We start from the raw sequence: 16,459 nt of genomic DNA, 5'->3' as shown, positions 1-16,459 counted from the left end.
TGAATGAGCAGAGTGACAGAAAGCAATATAAGCAAAGAAATGCGTACCTCATTCCTTGACTATGCCATGAGTGTCATAGTGTCAAGGGCATTGCCGGACGTCCGGGACGGCATGAAGCCAGTGCACCGCAGGATAATGTACGGCATGCATGACAACGGTATGACTTCTGAAAAACCATATAAGAAATCAGCCAGAATCGTCGGGGATGTCATGGGTAAATACCATCCCCACGGCGACTCCTCAATCTATGAAGCGATGGTGCGCATGGCGCAGGACTTCAGCTACCGCTATCCGTTGGTCGATGGCCAGGGCAACTTCGGTTCGATGGACGGGGACGGCGCGGCGGCGATGCGTTACACCGAAGCCAGAATGAGCAAGATTTCCATGGAGATGATGCGTGACATCAATAAGGATACGGTCGATTTCCAGGATAACTATGACGGCAACGAGCGCGAACCCGTCGTGCTGCCGTCACGGTTTCCAAATTTGCTCGTCAATGGAACGAGCGGTATAGCGGTCGGCATGGCGACCAACATCCCCCGCACAACTTGACGGAAGTCATCAATGCCGTCCTCGCCTATTCAAAGGATGGGGAAATTACACTTCCTGAATTGATGGAATATGTCAAAGGCCCCGATTTTCCGACAGCTGGACTGATCGTCGGAAAAAGCGGCATCAGGCGGGCATATGAGACCGGCCGTGGCTCGGTCATCATGCGTGCGCGCTGTGAAATAGAAATGATGAAAAACGGCAAGGAGCGCATCGTGGTTTCGGAGATCCCCTACCAGGTGAACAAGTCGCGTCTCGTGGAAAAGATTGCGGAACTGGCACGGGATAAGAAGATTGAAGGCATTACCGACCTGCGCGATGAGACGAGCTTGAAAGAAGGCGTCAAGATCATCATCGAAATCCGCAAGGACAGAAATGCGAACGTCATCTTGAACAACCTCTACAAGCAGACGCCGCTCCAGACCAGCTTTGGAATCAATACGCTTGCCCTAGTCAATGGCCAGCCGAAGATACTCGGCCTCAAGGAAGTGCTTGCACATTATCTGGAGCACCAGAAAGTCATCGTCACCAGACGCACGAAGTTCGACCTGAAACGTGCTGAAGACCGCGCGCATATTTTGGAGGGACTCCAGATTGCGCTCGACAACATCGATGAGATCATCACACTGATCCGGGAAGCTGCGAATGATGAAGCGGCCAAGACCGGTCTGATGGAACGCTTCAACCTCTCTGAACGGCAGTCTCAGGCGATTTTGGATATGCGTCTAAGACGTCTCACCGGACTCGAGAGAAGCAAGATCGAAAATGAGTATAATGAAGTCCAGAAGACCATTGAATACTTGAAGACGATTCTTGCAGATGATGAGAAACTGCTAAGCATCATTCGGGAAGAGTTGATTGAAATCCGGGATAAATACGGGGATGAACGCAGAACTGAAATCACCCTCGGCAGTTTATCCGACATCGAAGATGAAGACCTCATACCGGAAGAACAGATTGTGGTCACGCTCAGCAACAGCAACTACATCAAACAGCTCCCCTCTTCCACCTATCGCGCCCAGCACCGCGGCGGACGTGGGGTCCAGGGCATGAATACGGTTGAAGATGATTTCGTCAGCCAGATCGTGACGATGAGCACGCATGACTACATCCTGTTCTTCACAAACAAAGGTCGGGTCTATCGCCTGAAAGGTTATGAGATACCCGAGATGTCCCGTCAATCCAAAGGGATACCGATCGTCAACATGCTTGAGATTGATAAGGATGAAGTCATCAGTACCATGATCAGCGTAAAGGATGAGGATACTGCGGATAAACACCTCGTCTTTGCGACCCGCAACGGACTCGTAAAGCGTTCTCCACTCGATAATTTCGAACGGATCAACAGAAACGGTAAAATCGCCATTTCATTCCGCGGAGATGATGAACTGCTTGCGGTACGTCTGACAGATGGCTCCAAGGAAATCATCCTCGGTACGCGTCAGGCCAACCTGATCCGTTTCCCTGAAGATCAGATCCGTTCCATGGGCCGCACTGCAGCCGGTGTAAAAGGGATCAATCTGCGTGAGGGCGATTATCTTGTGGGACTTGATGTATTGGCAGAAAATCAGTCGATCCTTGTCGTAACGGATAACGGCTACGGTAAATTGACTCCGGAAACCGAGTATCGTGTGACACGGCGCGGCGGCATGGGCGTCAAAACATCCAATCTGACTGAACGCATCGGCGAATTGGTCTATATTGCTGCAGTCGATGGCGATGAGGACTTGATGATCGTCACGGATCACGGTGTACTCATCCGCCTGTTGATGGAGCAAGTATCGACTACAGGTCGCAATACCCAAGGTGTCAGACTGATCCGGATGGCCGAAGACCAGAAAGTGGCGACCGTCGCCAAAGTGAAGGAAGAAATAGAAGATGAAGCGCTTGAAGTACAAGATGAAGGCTCAGAAGAAACAGATTCAACAGAAATAGAAACAGATGATGGACAATAGGTCCACCCCATCCCTCCTGTCATATGGCAGGAGGATTTTTATATGCAGAATTGCACTCTGTGAATGGAAGCGCTATAATGAAATCAGTTATCAGAGAATTTAGTGAACCGCCATAAATGAAATGAAGAGGTATAAAATGCAACAGTCATTCGGAAAATACGCTACACTCACTGCTTTAGTGAATCAGGAAACAGCCCAGCAGCTGATGCCGGAATATGCATCTTTTCAGGTGACTACCGGGAAAGTCGGCTCAATGGATCTCAAGAAAGTCATCTCTTCCGTTGAAACTGCGGCGAAACGCAATGGCATCATCAACGGAGAAGTCTATCGTGAGACCCATGCGCTCTATCACGCCATCATTGAAGCGGCAGAAGGGGTCACGCGGGGAAAGCTGAGCGTCGGCGAAATCATGCGCACAGTCGGGTTGACCTTCTCGATAGTGAGGGGCCGTCCCTATACTGAGGACGCTGAAGGCGAGTGGATTGCCGTATGTTTCTATGGCACGATCGGTGCGCCGATCAAAGGCAAGGAGCATGAGACCCTCGGACTTGGCATCAACCATATATAGAATCGAATATTTGTCACAGACAATAGACATTAGAGACACTAACCATCCAAACAGGATGATTGTGTCTTTTTTTATTGCTAAAAGGAGGCAGCATTATGACAGTTTTAACATTGGACGGAAATGGACTGACCATCGAAAAGATGAAGACATTTCTGAGGGATGACCACAGCACAGTCGAAATTTCGGATGAGGCGTATCAGAATGTCAGAGCATCCAGGAAGACCGTGGAGCGCATCATCGAGGAGGAAAAGACCATCTACGGCATCACAACGGGGTTTGGCCTGTTTTGCGATGTCAGAGTTTCAAAGGATAAAACGACCGACCTTCAAGTCAACCTGATCCGCTCCCATGCCTGCGGCATGGGAAAACCATTTGCTGAAAAGACAGTGCTCGCCATGATGGTCCTCAGGTTGAACACTCTCCTCAAAGGATATTCCGGCGTTACCGTTGAGTTGGTGGACCAATTAAAAGCGTTCATCAATCAGCGCATCATTCCGGAAGTGCCTGAGCAGGGTTCCCTTGGTGCTTCTGGAGACCTTGCCCCCCTTTCCCACCTCGCTCTTTCATTGATTGGGGAAGGCGAAGCTTTCTACCAGGGCACCCTCAGACCATCATCAGAAATACTCGCAGAAACTGGCCTAACCCCCTCACCTTGCAGGCGAAGGAAGGGTTGGCACTTATCAATGGCACACAGCCGATGACTGCCCAAGGACTCATCAATTACATCGAAGCGGAAAAGATCATGGACGATAGCCTATGGATATCCGCTCTGACCTTGCAGGCGTTGAATGGCATTACCGATGCATTCAATGAGAAGGTGCACCATTCACGTGGCTACAAGGAACAAACCGATGTCGCAGCACGTATGCGGGGCCTGCTCGAAGGTTCCCGATTGACGACGCGTCAGGGCGAAATGCGTGTACAGGATGGCTATTCGCTGCGGTGCTTCCCGCAAGTACACGGTGCTTCCCTGCAGACCTTGGTTTATGTAAAAGAAAAGATTGAGATAGAAATGAATGCGGCAAACGATAATCCGTTGATTTTTGGAGAAGAGGAAGTCATCTCTGGCGGGAATTTCCATGGTCAGCCGATTGCGATTGCGATGGACCTGCTCAAAATCGGCGTCAGTGAAGTCGCCAATATTTCTGAAAGACGCATTGAACGGCTCGTCAACCCTGCATTGAATGGCGATCTCCCTGCCTTTTTGAGTCCAGAAGAAGGGTTGCAGTCGGGGGCGATGATTCTTCAGTATGCAGCGGCAAGCCTAGTATCCGAAAACAAGACACTTGCCCACCCGGCAAGCGTCGACTCCATCCCCTCCTCGGCCAATCAGGAAGATCATGTGTCGATGGGTACGATAGGCGCCCGGCATGCCAGAGATATCATCGATAACGTACGGAACGTCATCGCAATCGAACTGTTCATCGCATTGACGGCCGTTGAAATTAAAGGGCACGATAAACTGTCGCCGAAAACACGCGAAAAATTTGATGAATACCGCAGCCATGCCGCATTCATCAATCAGGACCGCAATTTCAGTAAGGATATTAAAGTATTGTCTGAAGAACTTAAAAAAATCAAAGGGGTAGCAGAATATGTCTAGAAAAATAACTGCAAAAAAGGTCTGGAAATCGAATGTAAGGGATGGGAGCAGGAGGCAGCTTTACGCATGTTGTACAACAACCTCGATCCTGAAGTGGCGGAACGTCCTGAAGATCTGGTCGTCTATGGCGGCATCGGTAAGGCGGCGCGAAACTGGGAAGCCTTTGAAGCGATTGAACGCACGTTGCGCAATCTCGAGAAGGATGAAACGATGCTGGTCCAGTCAGGTAAGCCAGTGGCCGTATTCAAGACACATGAAGAAGCGCCGCGCGTCCTCATGTCAATTCCGTACTGGTGCCGAAATGGGCGACATGGGACCATTTCCATGAGCTCGATAAAAAAGGCCTTATGATGTACGGCCAAATGACGGCGGGAAGCTGGATATACATCGGCTCCCAAGGCATCGTCCAAGGTACATATGAAACGTTTGCCGAACTGGCGAATCAGAACTATGGCGGTACGATGCGTGGCACGATCACTCTGACGGCAGGCCTTGGTGGCATGGGAGGTGCCCAACCGCTTGCTGTCACGATGAATGAAGGGGTGGCCATTTGTGTGGAAGTGGATGAGACGCGTATTGATAAGCGACTGGATACCCGTTATCTCGATAAAAAGACCGCTTCTCTCGATGAGGCGCTGGAGATGGCTGAAGCGGCGAAGAATAAGGGGGAGGCGTTATCAATCGGCCTGCTTGGCAATGCTGCTGAAGTCCATCATGAAATTTTAAGGCGGGGCTTCAAAATAGATATAGTGACCGACCAGACTTCTGCCCATGACCCTCTAAACGGCTATGTGCCGGAAGGTTACAGCCTGGAAGCGGCAGCTGAATTGAGGCATGGAGACCCTAAGGAATATGTGAAGCTTTCATCCGCTTCAATGGCGAATCATGTCCAGGCCATGCTGGAATTCCAGAAAAAGATGCCATCGTCTTCGATTACGGCAACAATATCCGCCAAGTGGCGCATGATGCAGGCGTTGAAGATGCATTCGACTTCCCGGGGTTCGTCCCAGCCTACATCCGGCCCCTGTTCTGTGAAGGCAAAGGGCCTTTCCGCTTTGCGGCGTTGAGCGGCGATCCGGAAGATATCAAAGCCGCGGACGACAAGATGCGCGAACTGTTCCCGGATAACGAAAAACTGTTGAGGTGGCTGGATATGGCCCAGGAGAAGATCGCCTTCCAGGGTCTGCCTTCCAGAATTGCCTGGCTAGGATATGGGGAGCGGGCAAAAATGGGTCTCGCGTTGAATGAAATGGTCGCAAATGGTGAGATATCAGCACCCGTAGTCATTGGACGGGATCATCTGGACAGCGGATCCGTGGCGAGCCCCAACCGGGAAACGGAGAGCATGAAGGATGGCAGTGACGCCGTCGGTGACTGGGCGATACTGAATGCCCTGGTAAATACAGCAGCAGGTGGATCATGGATCAGCGTCCATCACGGCGGCGGCGTAGGCATGGGCTACTCGCTCCATGCTGGGATGGTGGTTGTTGCAGATGGCACCGACAATGCAAAAAGACGGCTGGAACGCGTGTTGACGAGCGATCCCGGCATGGGTGTCGCACGTCATGTTGATGCAGGGTATGACATTGCGGTGGATACTGCGCAAGAGAAAGGTGTACAAATACCGATGCTAAAGGAGAATGAATAATGAATGATATCATCATAAAAAATATAAAATCACTGTTGCTGCCGAAGAAGAGCGATGGACCATTAAAAGGCAAAGAGATGGATGAACTTGAAATCATCGATGATCAGGCAATGATTGTCATCAAAGATGATAAGGTGGTCTACCGTGGTGCAGAAACGGATGACTATCAAGCATCTGAAACAATCGATGCGGCAGGTATGATCGCCTCCCCTGCCCTAGTCGATCCCCACACCCATGTGGTGCATGGCGGTTCCCGAGAACATGAGATGGCCCTAAAACGCCAAGGAGTGGATTACCTGACCATTCTGGAACAAGGCGGCGGCATCCTCAATACGGTCGAACAGACGAAAAAGGCAACGCATCAGGAATTGTTCGATAAAGCCTCAAAGAATATCATCCGTATGATCCAGTACGGGGTGTTGACTGTAGAAAGTAAGAGCGGATACGGCCTTGACCGGGAAAATGAATTAAAGCAGCTGGAAGTTTCCCGGGAAATAGCTGAAAAATTCCCGTTGACGATGCGCCACACATTCCTCGGGCCGCACGCCATCCCTAAAGGGGCCGACAGCGAAGCTTTCCTGGATGAAATGATCGATCTGTTGGATGAGGTGAAAGACTACGCGGATTTTGCAGATATCTTCTGTGAAACGGGTGTCTTCACCATCGAGCAGTCGAGGAAGTATATGGAAGCGGCAAATGAAAAAGGCATGAGGGTCAAAATACATGCTGATGAAATCGACCCGCTTGGCGGACTGGAACTCGCCATCGAGCAGAATGCGATCAGCGCAGACCATCTGGTCGCAGCGAGTGATGAAGGCAAAAGACAGCTTGGTGACAGTGACACAGTAGCAGTGCTGCTGCCGGGTACGACATTCTACCTTGGCAAGGAGGAATATGCAGATGCGCGCGGCATGATAGCAAACGGCGGTGCCGTAAGCCTGGCCACCGATTATAACCCGGGAAGCTGCGTAACCGACAACCTGCAGATGATCATGGCGATCGCAAGCCTCAAACTGAAGATGACACCTAATGAAATATGGAATGCGGTAACTGTCAATGCGGCCCACGCGATCGATGCGGACAAAGGGACGCTTGAAGTGGGAGACGATGCTGATATCGTCCTATGGGATGCACCGAACCATGAATATATCCCCTACCACTACGGGGTCAACCATGCCCATACCGTCCTCGCTAAAGGCCAGGTGGTCTACAGGCAGCCAGGACTCCTTACGAATTGATGGACTTGCATTTACATGCTGTTCATAATAGAATGAAGAAAAGTTGAATAGCAGTCACTCGCAAGGAAGCAGTAGTGTACAGCTTGTTTACAGAGAAGTCATGGGTGGTGAAAATGACTGCAGGCGAACATGAATTTCCGTCCTTGGGTAAAAGAGTGGCCGGTATCCTGTACCGTTAAATGTTCAAGATGATGCACAGCATCAAATTAGGGTGGCAACGCGTATACCACGTCCCTTTCCGGGGCGTGGTTTCTTTTATTTCAAAATAGATGGAGGTCAAACTTATGCTTGATATCAAATTAATCCGTAATGAAACGGAACGTGTGAAGGAAAAGACAAGGAAGCGTGGCGAAGATCCTGCAATCATAGATGAGATATTGGAGTTGGATGACTCCCGCAGGACACTTATCCAGAAGACCGAAGAGTTGAAGGGCAAGCGCAATAAAGCATCTGAAGAAATTGCGCTGAAGAAGCGGAACAAAGAAAACGCAGATGATGCCATCCAAGCCATGCGCGATGTCGGTGAGGAGATCAAAGACATCGATGAGCAGCTTAAGGCCGTCAAAGCAAGCTTCAATGATAAGATGAGCCGAGTGCCGAACCTCATCCACGATGATGTGCCTGAAGGGCAGGATGACACGGAAAACGTGGAAATCCGCAAGACGGGCGCGCCCCGTAAATTTGATTTTGAACCAAAAGCGCACTGGGATCTGCTGACTGACCTGGAACTGGCGGACTTCGAGCGTGCCGCAAAGGTTTCCGGGGCGCGCTTCGTCTACCATACGGGAGACGGTGCAAGGCTGGAACGTGCGTTGATGAATTTCATGCTGGACGTGCATAATAAAAATGGCTACCGGGAAATGATGACGCCGCAGATCGTGCGTGCAGAAGCCATGTACGCTACAGGCCAGCTGCCAAAATTCGGGGATGACCTGTTCAAGATAGAAGACATGGAAATGTATACAATCCCGACTTCAGAAGTCACTTTGACGAATTTCTACAAGGATGAAACGTTGTCTGAGGGACAGTTGCCTACTAAATTCACTGCCCAGACAGCTTGTTTCAGAAGTGAAGCAGGATCTGCCGGGAGGGACACCCGCGGTCTCATCCGTCTGCATCAGTTCAATAAGGTTGAAATGGTGCGCATAGAACGCCCTGAAGATTCCTGGAATGCACTTGAAGAAATGACCGAGCATGCAGAGAATATATTGAATCTGTTGGAGATTCCGCACCGCACTGTGCTGCTCTGTACAGGAGACATCGGATTCGGTTCTTCGAAAACCTACGATGTCGAGGTATGGCTGCCGAGTTATGAGGACTACAAAGAAATCAGTTCAGTCTCCAACATGGCCGATTTCCAGGCGCGCCGTGGCAACATCAAGTTTAAGCGCGAAAAGGGGCGAAAGCCGAGTTCCTACACACATTGAATGGCAGTGGACTAGCGGTCGGACGGACGATGGCTGCACTGTTGGAAAATTATCAGAATGAAGATGGTTCGGTCACGATCCCAGAAATACTCAGACCGTATATGAATGGTCAGGAGAAACTTGAAGCGTTATAATAGTACTAATGGATGCTCCTATTCGTTTAGGGGCTTTATTTTATTTTTGGAGGCGCAGAAATTTGAATAGACAAGTATCGATGCTTCAACTTATGCTGGTGCTGTTCACTGTCTTTGTGTTCATCACCCTCACAGACATCAGCCTGCTTTTTGGAGCAGTCCTGCTGCCATTCGCAGCTTTTTTCCTAGTCAGGTTGAAACATCAGTCCAATTACCACTTTTGGCTGACTTTCATCAGTTTCCTGATACCTGCCATCCTACTGCTTTCGCCAGATTCTTGGCTGTGGTTTGTGGTATTATATATAGTGGCAACAGTCCTTCATAGGACTTTGAAAAATGAAGACTCGCAGGAACTCACACTCTTCTATTTGACGGCTGCGCTTATGATCAGTACGATGGGGGATTGAACTTGCTTCAGGGGCTTGGGTATATCCAGCCGCTGTCAGAAACCTACCTGAATATCCGCAACTGGTATATTGAACAAGTTGAGATGTATGGTTCCATCGCGTCATCTACGCTTGATAGCGGCCTCATCCAAAGTACGATGGACCAGCTGTTCATCAACCTGCCGGCGCATATCACCGTACTGTCGTTTCTGATTGCGCTCTACACGGTTCTGATGCAACGGGTCCTCTTTGCTTCAACAGATGTGAAGCTGTGGAAATACCGTTCCTTCAAGGAATGGATATTCCCAAGGTTCGTGCTGCATTTATTTTTGATTCTGTTTATAGTATCATTCTTTACAACTGAAGGTGCAGCTCAGTCGACCATTGGAAATATAATGGTTGTCATGGAATGGGCCCTGTTTCTCCATGGCCTAAGCTTCCTCTATTTCTTTTTCATGGAAAAGAAGCTTAACAAGGCTCTATCGATTGCACTGCTGGTGCCGTTTGCCCTACTCAGGCCAATTACGCTGCTTATCGGCATATTTGAAATGATCTTCAGGTTCAGGAAACTATTACTGACAAAAAGGAAGTGATGAGAATGTATAATGTGCTGGACAAGAGAATGGTATTCATACCATTCGCCATAGCAGCGTTCCATATACTGGTCATGAATATATTTGTCCTGACCAACCATTTCAGGACCGGTCTGCTCTTTCTGATCGTAAGCGCCATTCTCCTGACACTTCTCAGCCTGTACCTCTACCGATCGGTCATCCTCAACGAAACCCGCTTCCGACAGATGGTGGTGGATATCGCAGGCAGCAAGCAGTATGCGATCGATGAATTGCCGATGGGGCTGATCATACTGAATGATGAAGATGAAATCGAGTGGATGAATGACTACATGTACAAGGAAATCTCGAAAGAGAACTTGAATGTACCGATCAACCGCCTATTTCCGAACGTCATGACCACATTGAAGGCAAATAATATACAGACGACGGAATCGACCTACAATGACAAGCACTACAAGATCTATTGGGACGAAAAGTTTCAGGCCCTCCATCTGATCGACATCACCAATCAGCGTCGTAAGGAGATGGAGCTTGAGGAGAAGCAGCCTGTTATCGGTATACTTTTCCTCGACAACTACGATGAGGTCACCCAGAACATGAGTGAGGCCCTAAAGAGTGAATTGAACAACAACATCACGAACATAATCAACGATTGGGCCAATCATCACCATATCTACATCAGACGATTTTCACAGGATCGTTTCATCGTGCTGCTGAATTCAAAAAGTCTGAACGAAATGGAAGATACGCGCTTCAACCTATTGGATGAAGTGCGTGACCGTACGCAGGAACTGGGTGCACAGATCACATTGAGCATCGGCATCGGTGAAGGTTCCGATGATTATATCGAAGTCGGCGAACTCGCCCAGTCCAGCCTCGACCTCGCATTGGGGCGTGGTGGGGACCAGGTCGCCATCAAGACGATGAACGGCAACGCCAGGTTCTACGGCGGCAAGACGGATCCGATGGAGAAGCGGACACGGGTCAAGGCGCGCGTTATATCGCATGCCTTGCGTGACCTTCTCCTCGAAGGTGACAACGTGCTCATCATGGGGCATAAGCACCCGGACATGGATTCGCTCGGCTCCGCAATCGGCGTAGCCAAATTGGCCTCCATGAATGGCATAGAAGCGAATATCGTGCTTAATGACGAAGATATCGACGAAACGCTTCAGAGGATGATGAATGAACTCGAGAAGCGCGAAGATCTGATGGAAATATTCGTGACCTCTGAAGAGGCATGGGAAAAGATGAATTCGAAGACGACGGTCGTCGTCGTCGATACCCACCGTCCAAGCATGGTGCTCGATGAGGTTCTCCTCAACAAGGCCACACGGAAAGTAATCATCGACCACCACCGGCGTTCCGATGATTTCATCTCAAATCCGCTCCTTGTGTATATGGAACCTTATGCATCGAGTGCGAGTGAACTGGTGGCGGAGATGCTGGAGTACCAGAATAAGGAACAGAAGCTGTCTCGTCTGGAAGCGACGGTCATGCTGACCGGCATCATTGTAGATACAAGGAACTATACGCTGCGTACCGGTTCTCGGACATTCGATGCGGCAAGCTTCCTGAGGAGCCAGGGCGCAGATCCGGTATTGGCGCAGACCTTCCTGAAGGACGATATAGACACCTATATTGCGCGGAGCGACCTCATCAAGTCCGCTGAAATCAGGGACAATGGCATCGCCATAGTCAAGGCCGACCCATCGATGACCTATCACCCTGTCACAGTCGCCCAGGCTGCCGACCAGCTTCTGCAGATTGAAGGCGTCCAGGCTTCATTCGTCATGGCGATAAGAGAAGACGAGTCGATTGGCATATCTGCGCGCTCGTTCGGGGAGGTTAACGTCCAGCTGGTCATGGAGGCCTTGGGCGGAGGTGGACACTTGTCCAACGCCGCAACACGCGTCACAGATAAAACGATGGATGAACTTTACGAAGAATTGATAGAAACAATAGACGATATACTTTATAACGGGAGTGAAGAAGAATGAAAGTGATCTTTCTGAGCGATGTAAAGAATAAAGGTAAAAAAGGTGAAGTGAAGGAAGTGGCGACAGGTTACGCCCAAAACTACCTTCTTAAGAAAGGATTGGCTGAAGAAGCCACACCTGGCAACTTGGCAAAACTAGAAGCAGAAAAAGAAGCCAAAGCCGAAAAAGCCAAGCAGGAATTGGAAGATGCGAAGGCACTGAAGCAAGAATTGGAAGAAAAGAAGTCGAAGTCAAGACTAAGGCCGGCGAAGACGGTCGCCTGTTCGGCTCAATCAGTTCAAAACAGGTGAAGGAAGCCTATGAGAAGCAGCACGGCATAAAATTGGATAAAAGGAAACTCGATATGTCACAGCCATTGAAGAGCCTTGGCTACCACAAGATGAATGTAAAACTCCATCAGGAAGTCTCTGCTGAAATCAAAGTGCATGTCGTCGAAGAATAATCAGCCGGGGAGGCATTGATATTGGATATACATCAGCAGATGCCCCATAACATGGAGGCGGAACAGTCTGTCCTCGGTGCGATATTGATCAATCCGGAAACCTTCATTTCTACCGCGGAGACACTGGACCCGAAGATTTTTACCGTTCGGAGCACCGGCATATCTATCAGGCTATGGGCATACTGAGCGAAAACCATCAGAACATCGATGTCGTCACTCTGATCGAACAATTGAAAAGTATGGAAGTGCTCAATTCCGTCGGTGGACCGCGCTATCTTGCGGAATTATCCAATGTGGTGCCCACAAGCCGCAATGCGGCGTTCTATGTTGATATCGTTGCAAAATATGCCCTTAAAAGAAAATTGATCCAGACAGCTGAAGAAATCGCCAATGAAGGGTTTTCGGAGGATGCAGAGATAGAAGATCTGCTGACTGAGGCCGAGTCAAGAATCATGTCGATATCCGAAAGCCGGCGGAATGAAGGATTCAAGTCCATGAAGTCCGTCGTCCACGAAGTCTACGAGCAGGTCGAGGCCAGGGCCGGCCAGACGGATACTACAACCGGTATCCCGACCGGCTACCGGGACCTTGACTTCATGACATCAGGATTCAACCGCAATGATCTGATCATCCTCGCCGCCCGCCCTTCCATGGGTAAGACGGCCTTCGCCTTGAATATTGCAGGCCATGCCGGCACTTCGGCCGAGAATCATACTGTGGCGATATTCTCGCTTGAGATGGGGGCCGATCAGCTTGTTTCAAGGATGATCTCAAGCCAGGGCATGATTGATGCGACAAAGCTGCGTCAAGGGAATCTCGGACATGATGATTGGGATAATTTCACGACTGCAATAAGCAGTCTCGCGGAATCGAAGATCTTCATAGATGATTCACCGGGGATACGTGTCAACGACATCCGCTCGAAATGCATGCGCCTGAAGCAGGAGCATGGTCTGGATATGGTGATCATCGATTACCTTCAGCTGATCCAAGGCTCGAGCAGTAAGCGCAGCGATAACCGTCAGCAGGAAGTATCGGAGATTTCACGTATGCTGAAGGCATTGGCACGCGAGATGGAATGTCCGGTCATAGCACTGAGCCAACTCTCCCGTAGTGTGGAGACGCGGCAGGACAAGCGGCCGATGATGAGTGACTTGCGTGAATCCGGTTCAATTGAGCAGGATGCCGACATCGTCGCCTTCCTGTACAGGGAGGATTACTATACGCGGGGCGATGGTGAAGAGGAGGCTGAAGGCGCGCAAAAGGAACAGGACGAGATTGAAATCATCCTGGCCAAGCACCGTAACGGACCAACGGGTACCGTCAAGCTGATCTTCAATAAATCCTACAGCAGTTTCTTCGACCAAGACAATAGAGGTTATGATGACGGCTATATCCCGCCGAACTAATTACGAATGTTTTTATAGGCACCCTATAAAAACGTTCGTATTTTTAATTGCATTATGTTCAGCTTATTGTTAGAATAAGTACGGTATGTCAATGATAAATTGGAGGCAAACTTATGTCTGGAACAGTAGTAGTCGGAACCCAATGGGGCGACGAAGGAAAAGGTAAAATTACAGATTTCCTGTCTGAAGAAGCGCATATCATCGCACGTTTCTCCGGAGGGAACAACGCAGGCCACACGATTCAATTCGGTAGCGAAACGTATAAGCTCCACCTCGTGCCCTCCGGAATATTCTATAAAGATAAAATCTCCCTGATCGGTAACGGCGTCGTCATCGACCCCCTTTCCATAATCAAGGAACTCGACGGCTTAATCGAACGCGGCATTTCAGTGGACAACCTCAGGATTTCAAACCGTGCCCAAGTCATCCTGCCCTACCATCTGCTTCAGGACGAGCTTGAAGAAGAAGCACGCGGAGCGAATAAGATCGGCACGACCAAAAGGGGCATCGGCCCGTGTTATGTAGATAAGGCGCAGCGTATCGGCATACGTATGGCCGACCTGATAGATGAAGAGACTTTCAGCAAAAGGTTGAAAGAGAACCTCGGGATTAAGAACCACATGTTCAAGGCACTCTATGGACGTGAAGGCTATACATTCGATGAAATATTCGAACCTTACCGTAAAGCGGCAGAACGCCTCGCGCCTTACGTCACTGATACTGCCAAAATACTCGATGATGCATTTGAGAATGGTCAAAACGTCCTGTTTGAAGGTGCGCAAGGTGTCATGCTCGATATCGATCACGGTACATACCCATTCGTCACTTCAAGCAACCCCGTTGCAGGTAATGTCACGGTTGGCTGCGGCGTCGGCCCAACTTCCCTGAAGAACATAGTGGGTGTGTGCAAAGCCTATACTTCACGCGTTGGAGACGGCCCCTTCCCTACTGAACTGTTTGATGACAACGCAGAACATATCCGTGAAATAGGACGGGAATACGGTACTACAACAGGTCGCCCGAGACGTGTCGGATGGTTCGACAGCGTCGTTGTCCGCCATGCACGCCGTGTCAGTGGCATCACCGACCTGTCGCTCAATTCCATAGATGTGCTGAGTGGCCTGGAATCAGTCAAGATATGTACAGCCTACGAAATAGACGGAGTGGAAATGACTGAGTATCCGGCTACACTGAAGGAATTGGAACATGCAAAACCAATCTTCAAAACACTGCCGGGATGGAAAGAAGACATTACAGGCATCAAACGCCTGGAAGATCTGCCGGATAACGCCAGACACTATCTGGAGGAGATTTCACGCCTTACAGGAGTGAATATCTCAATCTTCTCTGTAGGACCAGACCGCAACCAGACGAACCTCCTCAAGAATTTCTGGCAATAGAACTGATCCCGCGGTATGACCGCGGGATATTCTTTTGAAAATATGAAAATTTGAGTTGAAAAGTAAATTTGCCTCATGGTATAATAATGTTTGTGTTAAAACATATGGCCCGTTGGTCAAGCGGTTAAGACACCGCCCTTTCACGGCGGTAACACGGGTTCGAGTCCCGTACGGGTCACTTATATTATATTTCACATAGTCCTGGTCCCGTGGTGTAGCGGTTAACATGCCTGCCTGTCACGCAGGAGATCGCGGGTTCGATTCCCGTCGGGACCGTCCATCTGAGCTGTCAGCGCTTCTTGCTGATGGCTTTTTTGCTATGGTTGATGGAAATGCGTTCGAAAAAGTGATACATTTAGTTTGGATACGAGTGTGTTTATAAACCTTGTAATGAAAGCGGGGAAAGAAATGCCCAAGAAGATTGTTGTAGTAGATGACGAAAGACCGATTGCGGATATTCTGGAATTCAACCTTGAAAAAGAAGGATATGAAGTGCATTGTGCCTATGACGGCAACGATGCTTTGGAATTGATTTTGGACGTGGTGCCGGATATAGTACTTTTGGACATCATGCTCCCAGGCATGGATGGCATGGAAGTGTGCAGGGAAGTGCGCAAGAAGCACGATATGCCGATCATCATGTTGACCGCAAAAGATTCCGAAATAGATAAAGTGCTCGGATTGGAACTCGGTGCGGATGATTATGTGACGAAACCCTTCTCTACCCGTGAACTCATCGCCCGGGTGAAGGCGAACTTGAGGCGTAACGTCGAAACGGCTTCAAAAGAAAAAGAACCGGAATCCAATAATATCCAGATCAGGGACATTACAGTCATACCGGAAGCCTTCGCAATAAAGAAATACGATAAAGATATCGACTTGACCCACAGGGAATTCGAACTGTTTAATTATCTTGCCCAGCATCTATCCCAAGTCATGACGCGGGAGCACCTGCTTGAGACGGTATGGGGTTATGATTATTTTGGAGATGTACGTACAGTCGACGTGACCGTCAGACGACTCAGGGAAAAAGTGGAGGATGATCCGTCGCACCCTGAGTATCTCATGACACGACGCGGTGTCGGTTACTATATCCAAGGTGATGAAAAAAGGAGTTAACATTTA

The 16,459-nt window shown here is 49.4% G+C and carries 7 protein-coding genes, 2 tRNA genes and 6 pseudogenes; all 15 read left to right on the top strand.

The window, feature by feature from the left end; genetic code table 11:
- Positions 1-3: 3 nt before the first annotated feature.
- The 15 genes and pseudogenes from gyrA to yycF all read left to right on the top strand — a co-directional run bounded on the left by gyrA (position 4) and on the right by yycF (position 16,453).
- Positions 4-2,504, top strand: a pseudogene (gene gyrA, locus ACYF68_RS01415) (DNA gyrase subunit A).
- Between the two features lie 136 nt (positions 2,505-2,640).
- Complete coding sequence (gene hutP, locus ACYF68_RS01410; protein ID WP_461045159.1) at positions 2,641-3,072, top strand: hut operon transcriptional regulator HutP; 432 nt, start codon at positions 2,641-2,643, stop codon at positions 3,070-3,072.
- Between the two features lie 95 nt (positions 3,073-3,167).
- Positions 3,168-4,675, top strand: a pseudogene (hutH, locus tag ACYF68_RS01405) (histidine ammonia-lyase).
- A gap of 21 nt (positions 4,676-4,696) precedes the next feature.
- Positions 4,697-6,323, top strand: a pseudogene (hutU, locus tag ACYF68_RS01400) (urocanate hydratase).
- Positions 6,323-7,561, top strand: coding sequence for an imidazolonepropionase (gene hutI, locus ACYF68_RS01395; RefSeq protein WP_344701944.1), 1,239 nt, complete (start codon positions 6,323-6,325; stop codon positions 7,559-7,561). The pseudogene hutU and the gene hutI overlap by 1 nt, the downstream one beginning before the upstream one ends.
- A 284-nt stretch (positions 7,562-7,845) precedes the next feature.
- Positions 7,846-9,122, top strand: a pseudogene (serS, locus tag ACYF68_RS01390) (serine--tRNA ligase).
- A 62-nt stretch (positions 9,123-9,184) separates the two neighbouring features.
- Positions 9,185-9,529 carry a hypothetical protein gene (locus tag ACYF68_RS01385; protein WP_461045158.1) on the top strand — a complete coding sequence of 115 codons (345 nt, stop codon included), beginning with the start codon at positions 9,185-9,187 and terminating at the stop codon, positions 9,527-9,529.
- 2 nt (positions 9,530-9,531) lie between these two features.
- Positions 9,532-10,101 (top strand): DUF2232 domain-containing protein, encoded by a 570-nt coding sequence (locus ACYF68_RS01380; protein WP_461045157.1) that lies wholly within the window; start codon positions 9,532-9,534, stop codon positions 10,099-10,101.
- Between the two features lie 5 nt (positions 10,102-10,106).
- Positions 10,107-12,083 carry a DHH family phosphoesterase gene (locus ACYF68_RS01375; RefSeq protein ID WP_344701938.1) on the top strand — a complete coding sequence of 659 codons (1,977 nt, stop codon included), beginning with the start codon at positions 10,107-10,109 and terminating at the stop codon, positions 12,081-12,083.
- Positions 12,080-12,525 (top strand): annotated as a pseudogene (gene rplI / locus ACYF68_RS01370) (50S ribosomal protein L9). Before ACYF68_RS01375 ends, rplI begins: the two are co-directional and overlap by 4 nt.
- Positions 12,526-12,564: 39 nt before the next feature.
- Positions 12,565-13,934: pseudogene (dnaB, locus tag ACYF68_RS01365) on the top strand (replicative DNA helicase).
- Positions 13,935-14,047: 113 nt separating this feature from the next.
- Complete coding sequence (locus ACYF68_RS01360) at positions 14,048-15,334, top strand: adenylosuccinate synthase (RefSeq protein WP_380569641.1); 1,287 nt, start codon at positions 14,048-14,050, stop codon at positions 15,332-15,334.
- A 106-nt stretch (positions 15,335-15,440) separates the two neighbouring features.
- Positions 15,441-15,512, top strand: a tRNA-Glu gene (locus tag ACYF68_RS01355).
- Between the two features lie 25 nt (positions 15,513-15,537).
- Positions 15,538-15,610: transfer RNA gene (locus ACYF68_RS01350), tRNA-Asp, on the top strand.
- A 132-nt stretch (positions 15,611-15,742) separates the two neighbouring features.
- Positions 15,743-16,453 (top strand): response regulator YycF, encoded by a 711-nt coding sequence (gene yycF, locus ACYF68_RS01345; RefSeq protein WP_380569640.1) that lies wholly within the window; start codon positions 15,743-15,745, stop codon positions 16,451-16,453.
- The last annotated feature ends 6 nt before the right edge of the window (positions 16,454-16,459 follow it).

The sequence above is a fragment of the Salinicoccus sp. CNSTN-B1 genome (assembly GCF_054792835.1).
The sequence above is the reverse complement of the archived record's forward strand: the minus strand, read 5'-3'. Positions and strand labels throughout refer to the sequence as shown.

Excerpts from the sequence above, each read along its gene's own strand:
- hutP (WP_461045159.1), top strand. The coding sequence starts at position 2,641 with ATGCAACAGTCATTCGGAAAATACGCTACACTCACTGCTTTAGTGAAT.
- hutI (WP_344701944.1), top strand. The coding sequence starts at position 6,323 with ATGAATGATATCATCATAAAAAATATAAAATCACTGTTGCTGCCGAAG.
- ACYF68_RS01375 (WP_344701938.1), top strand. The coding sequence starts at position 10,107 with ATGTATAATGTGCTGGACAAGAGAATGGTATTCATACCATTCGCCATA.
- ACYF68_RS01360 (WP_380569641.1), top strand. The coding sequence starts at position 14,048 with ATGTCTGGAACAGTAGTAGTCGGAACCCAATGGGGCGACGAAGGAAAA.
- yycF (WP_380569640.1), top strand. The coding sequence starts at position 15,743 with ATGCCCAAGAAGATTGTTGTAGTAGATGACGAAAGACCGATTGCGGAT.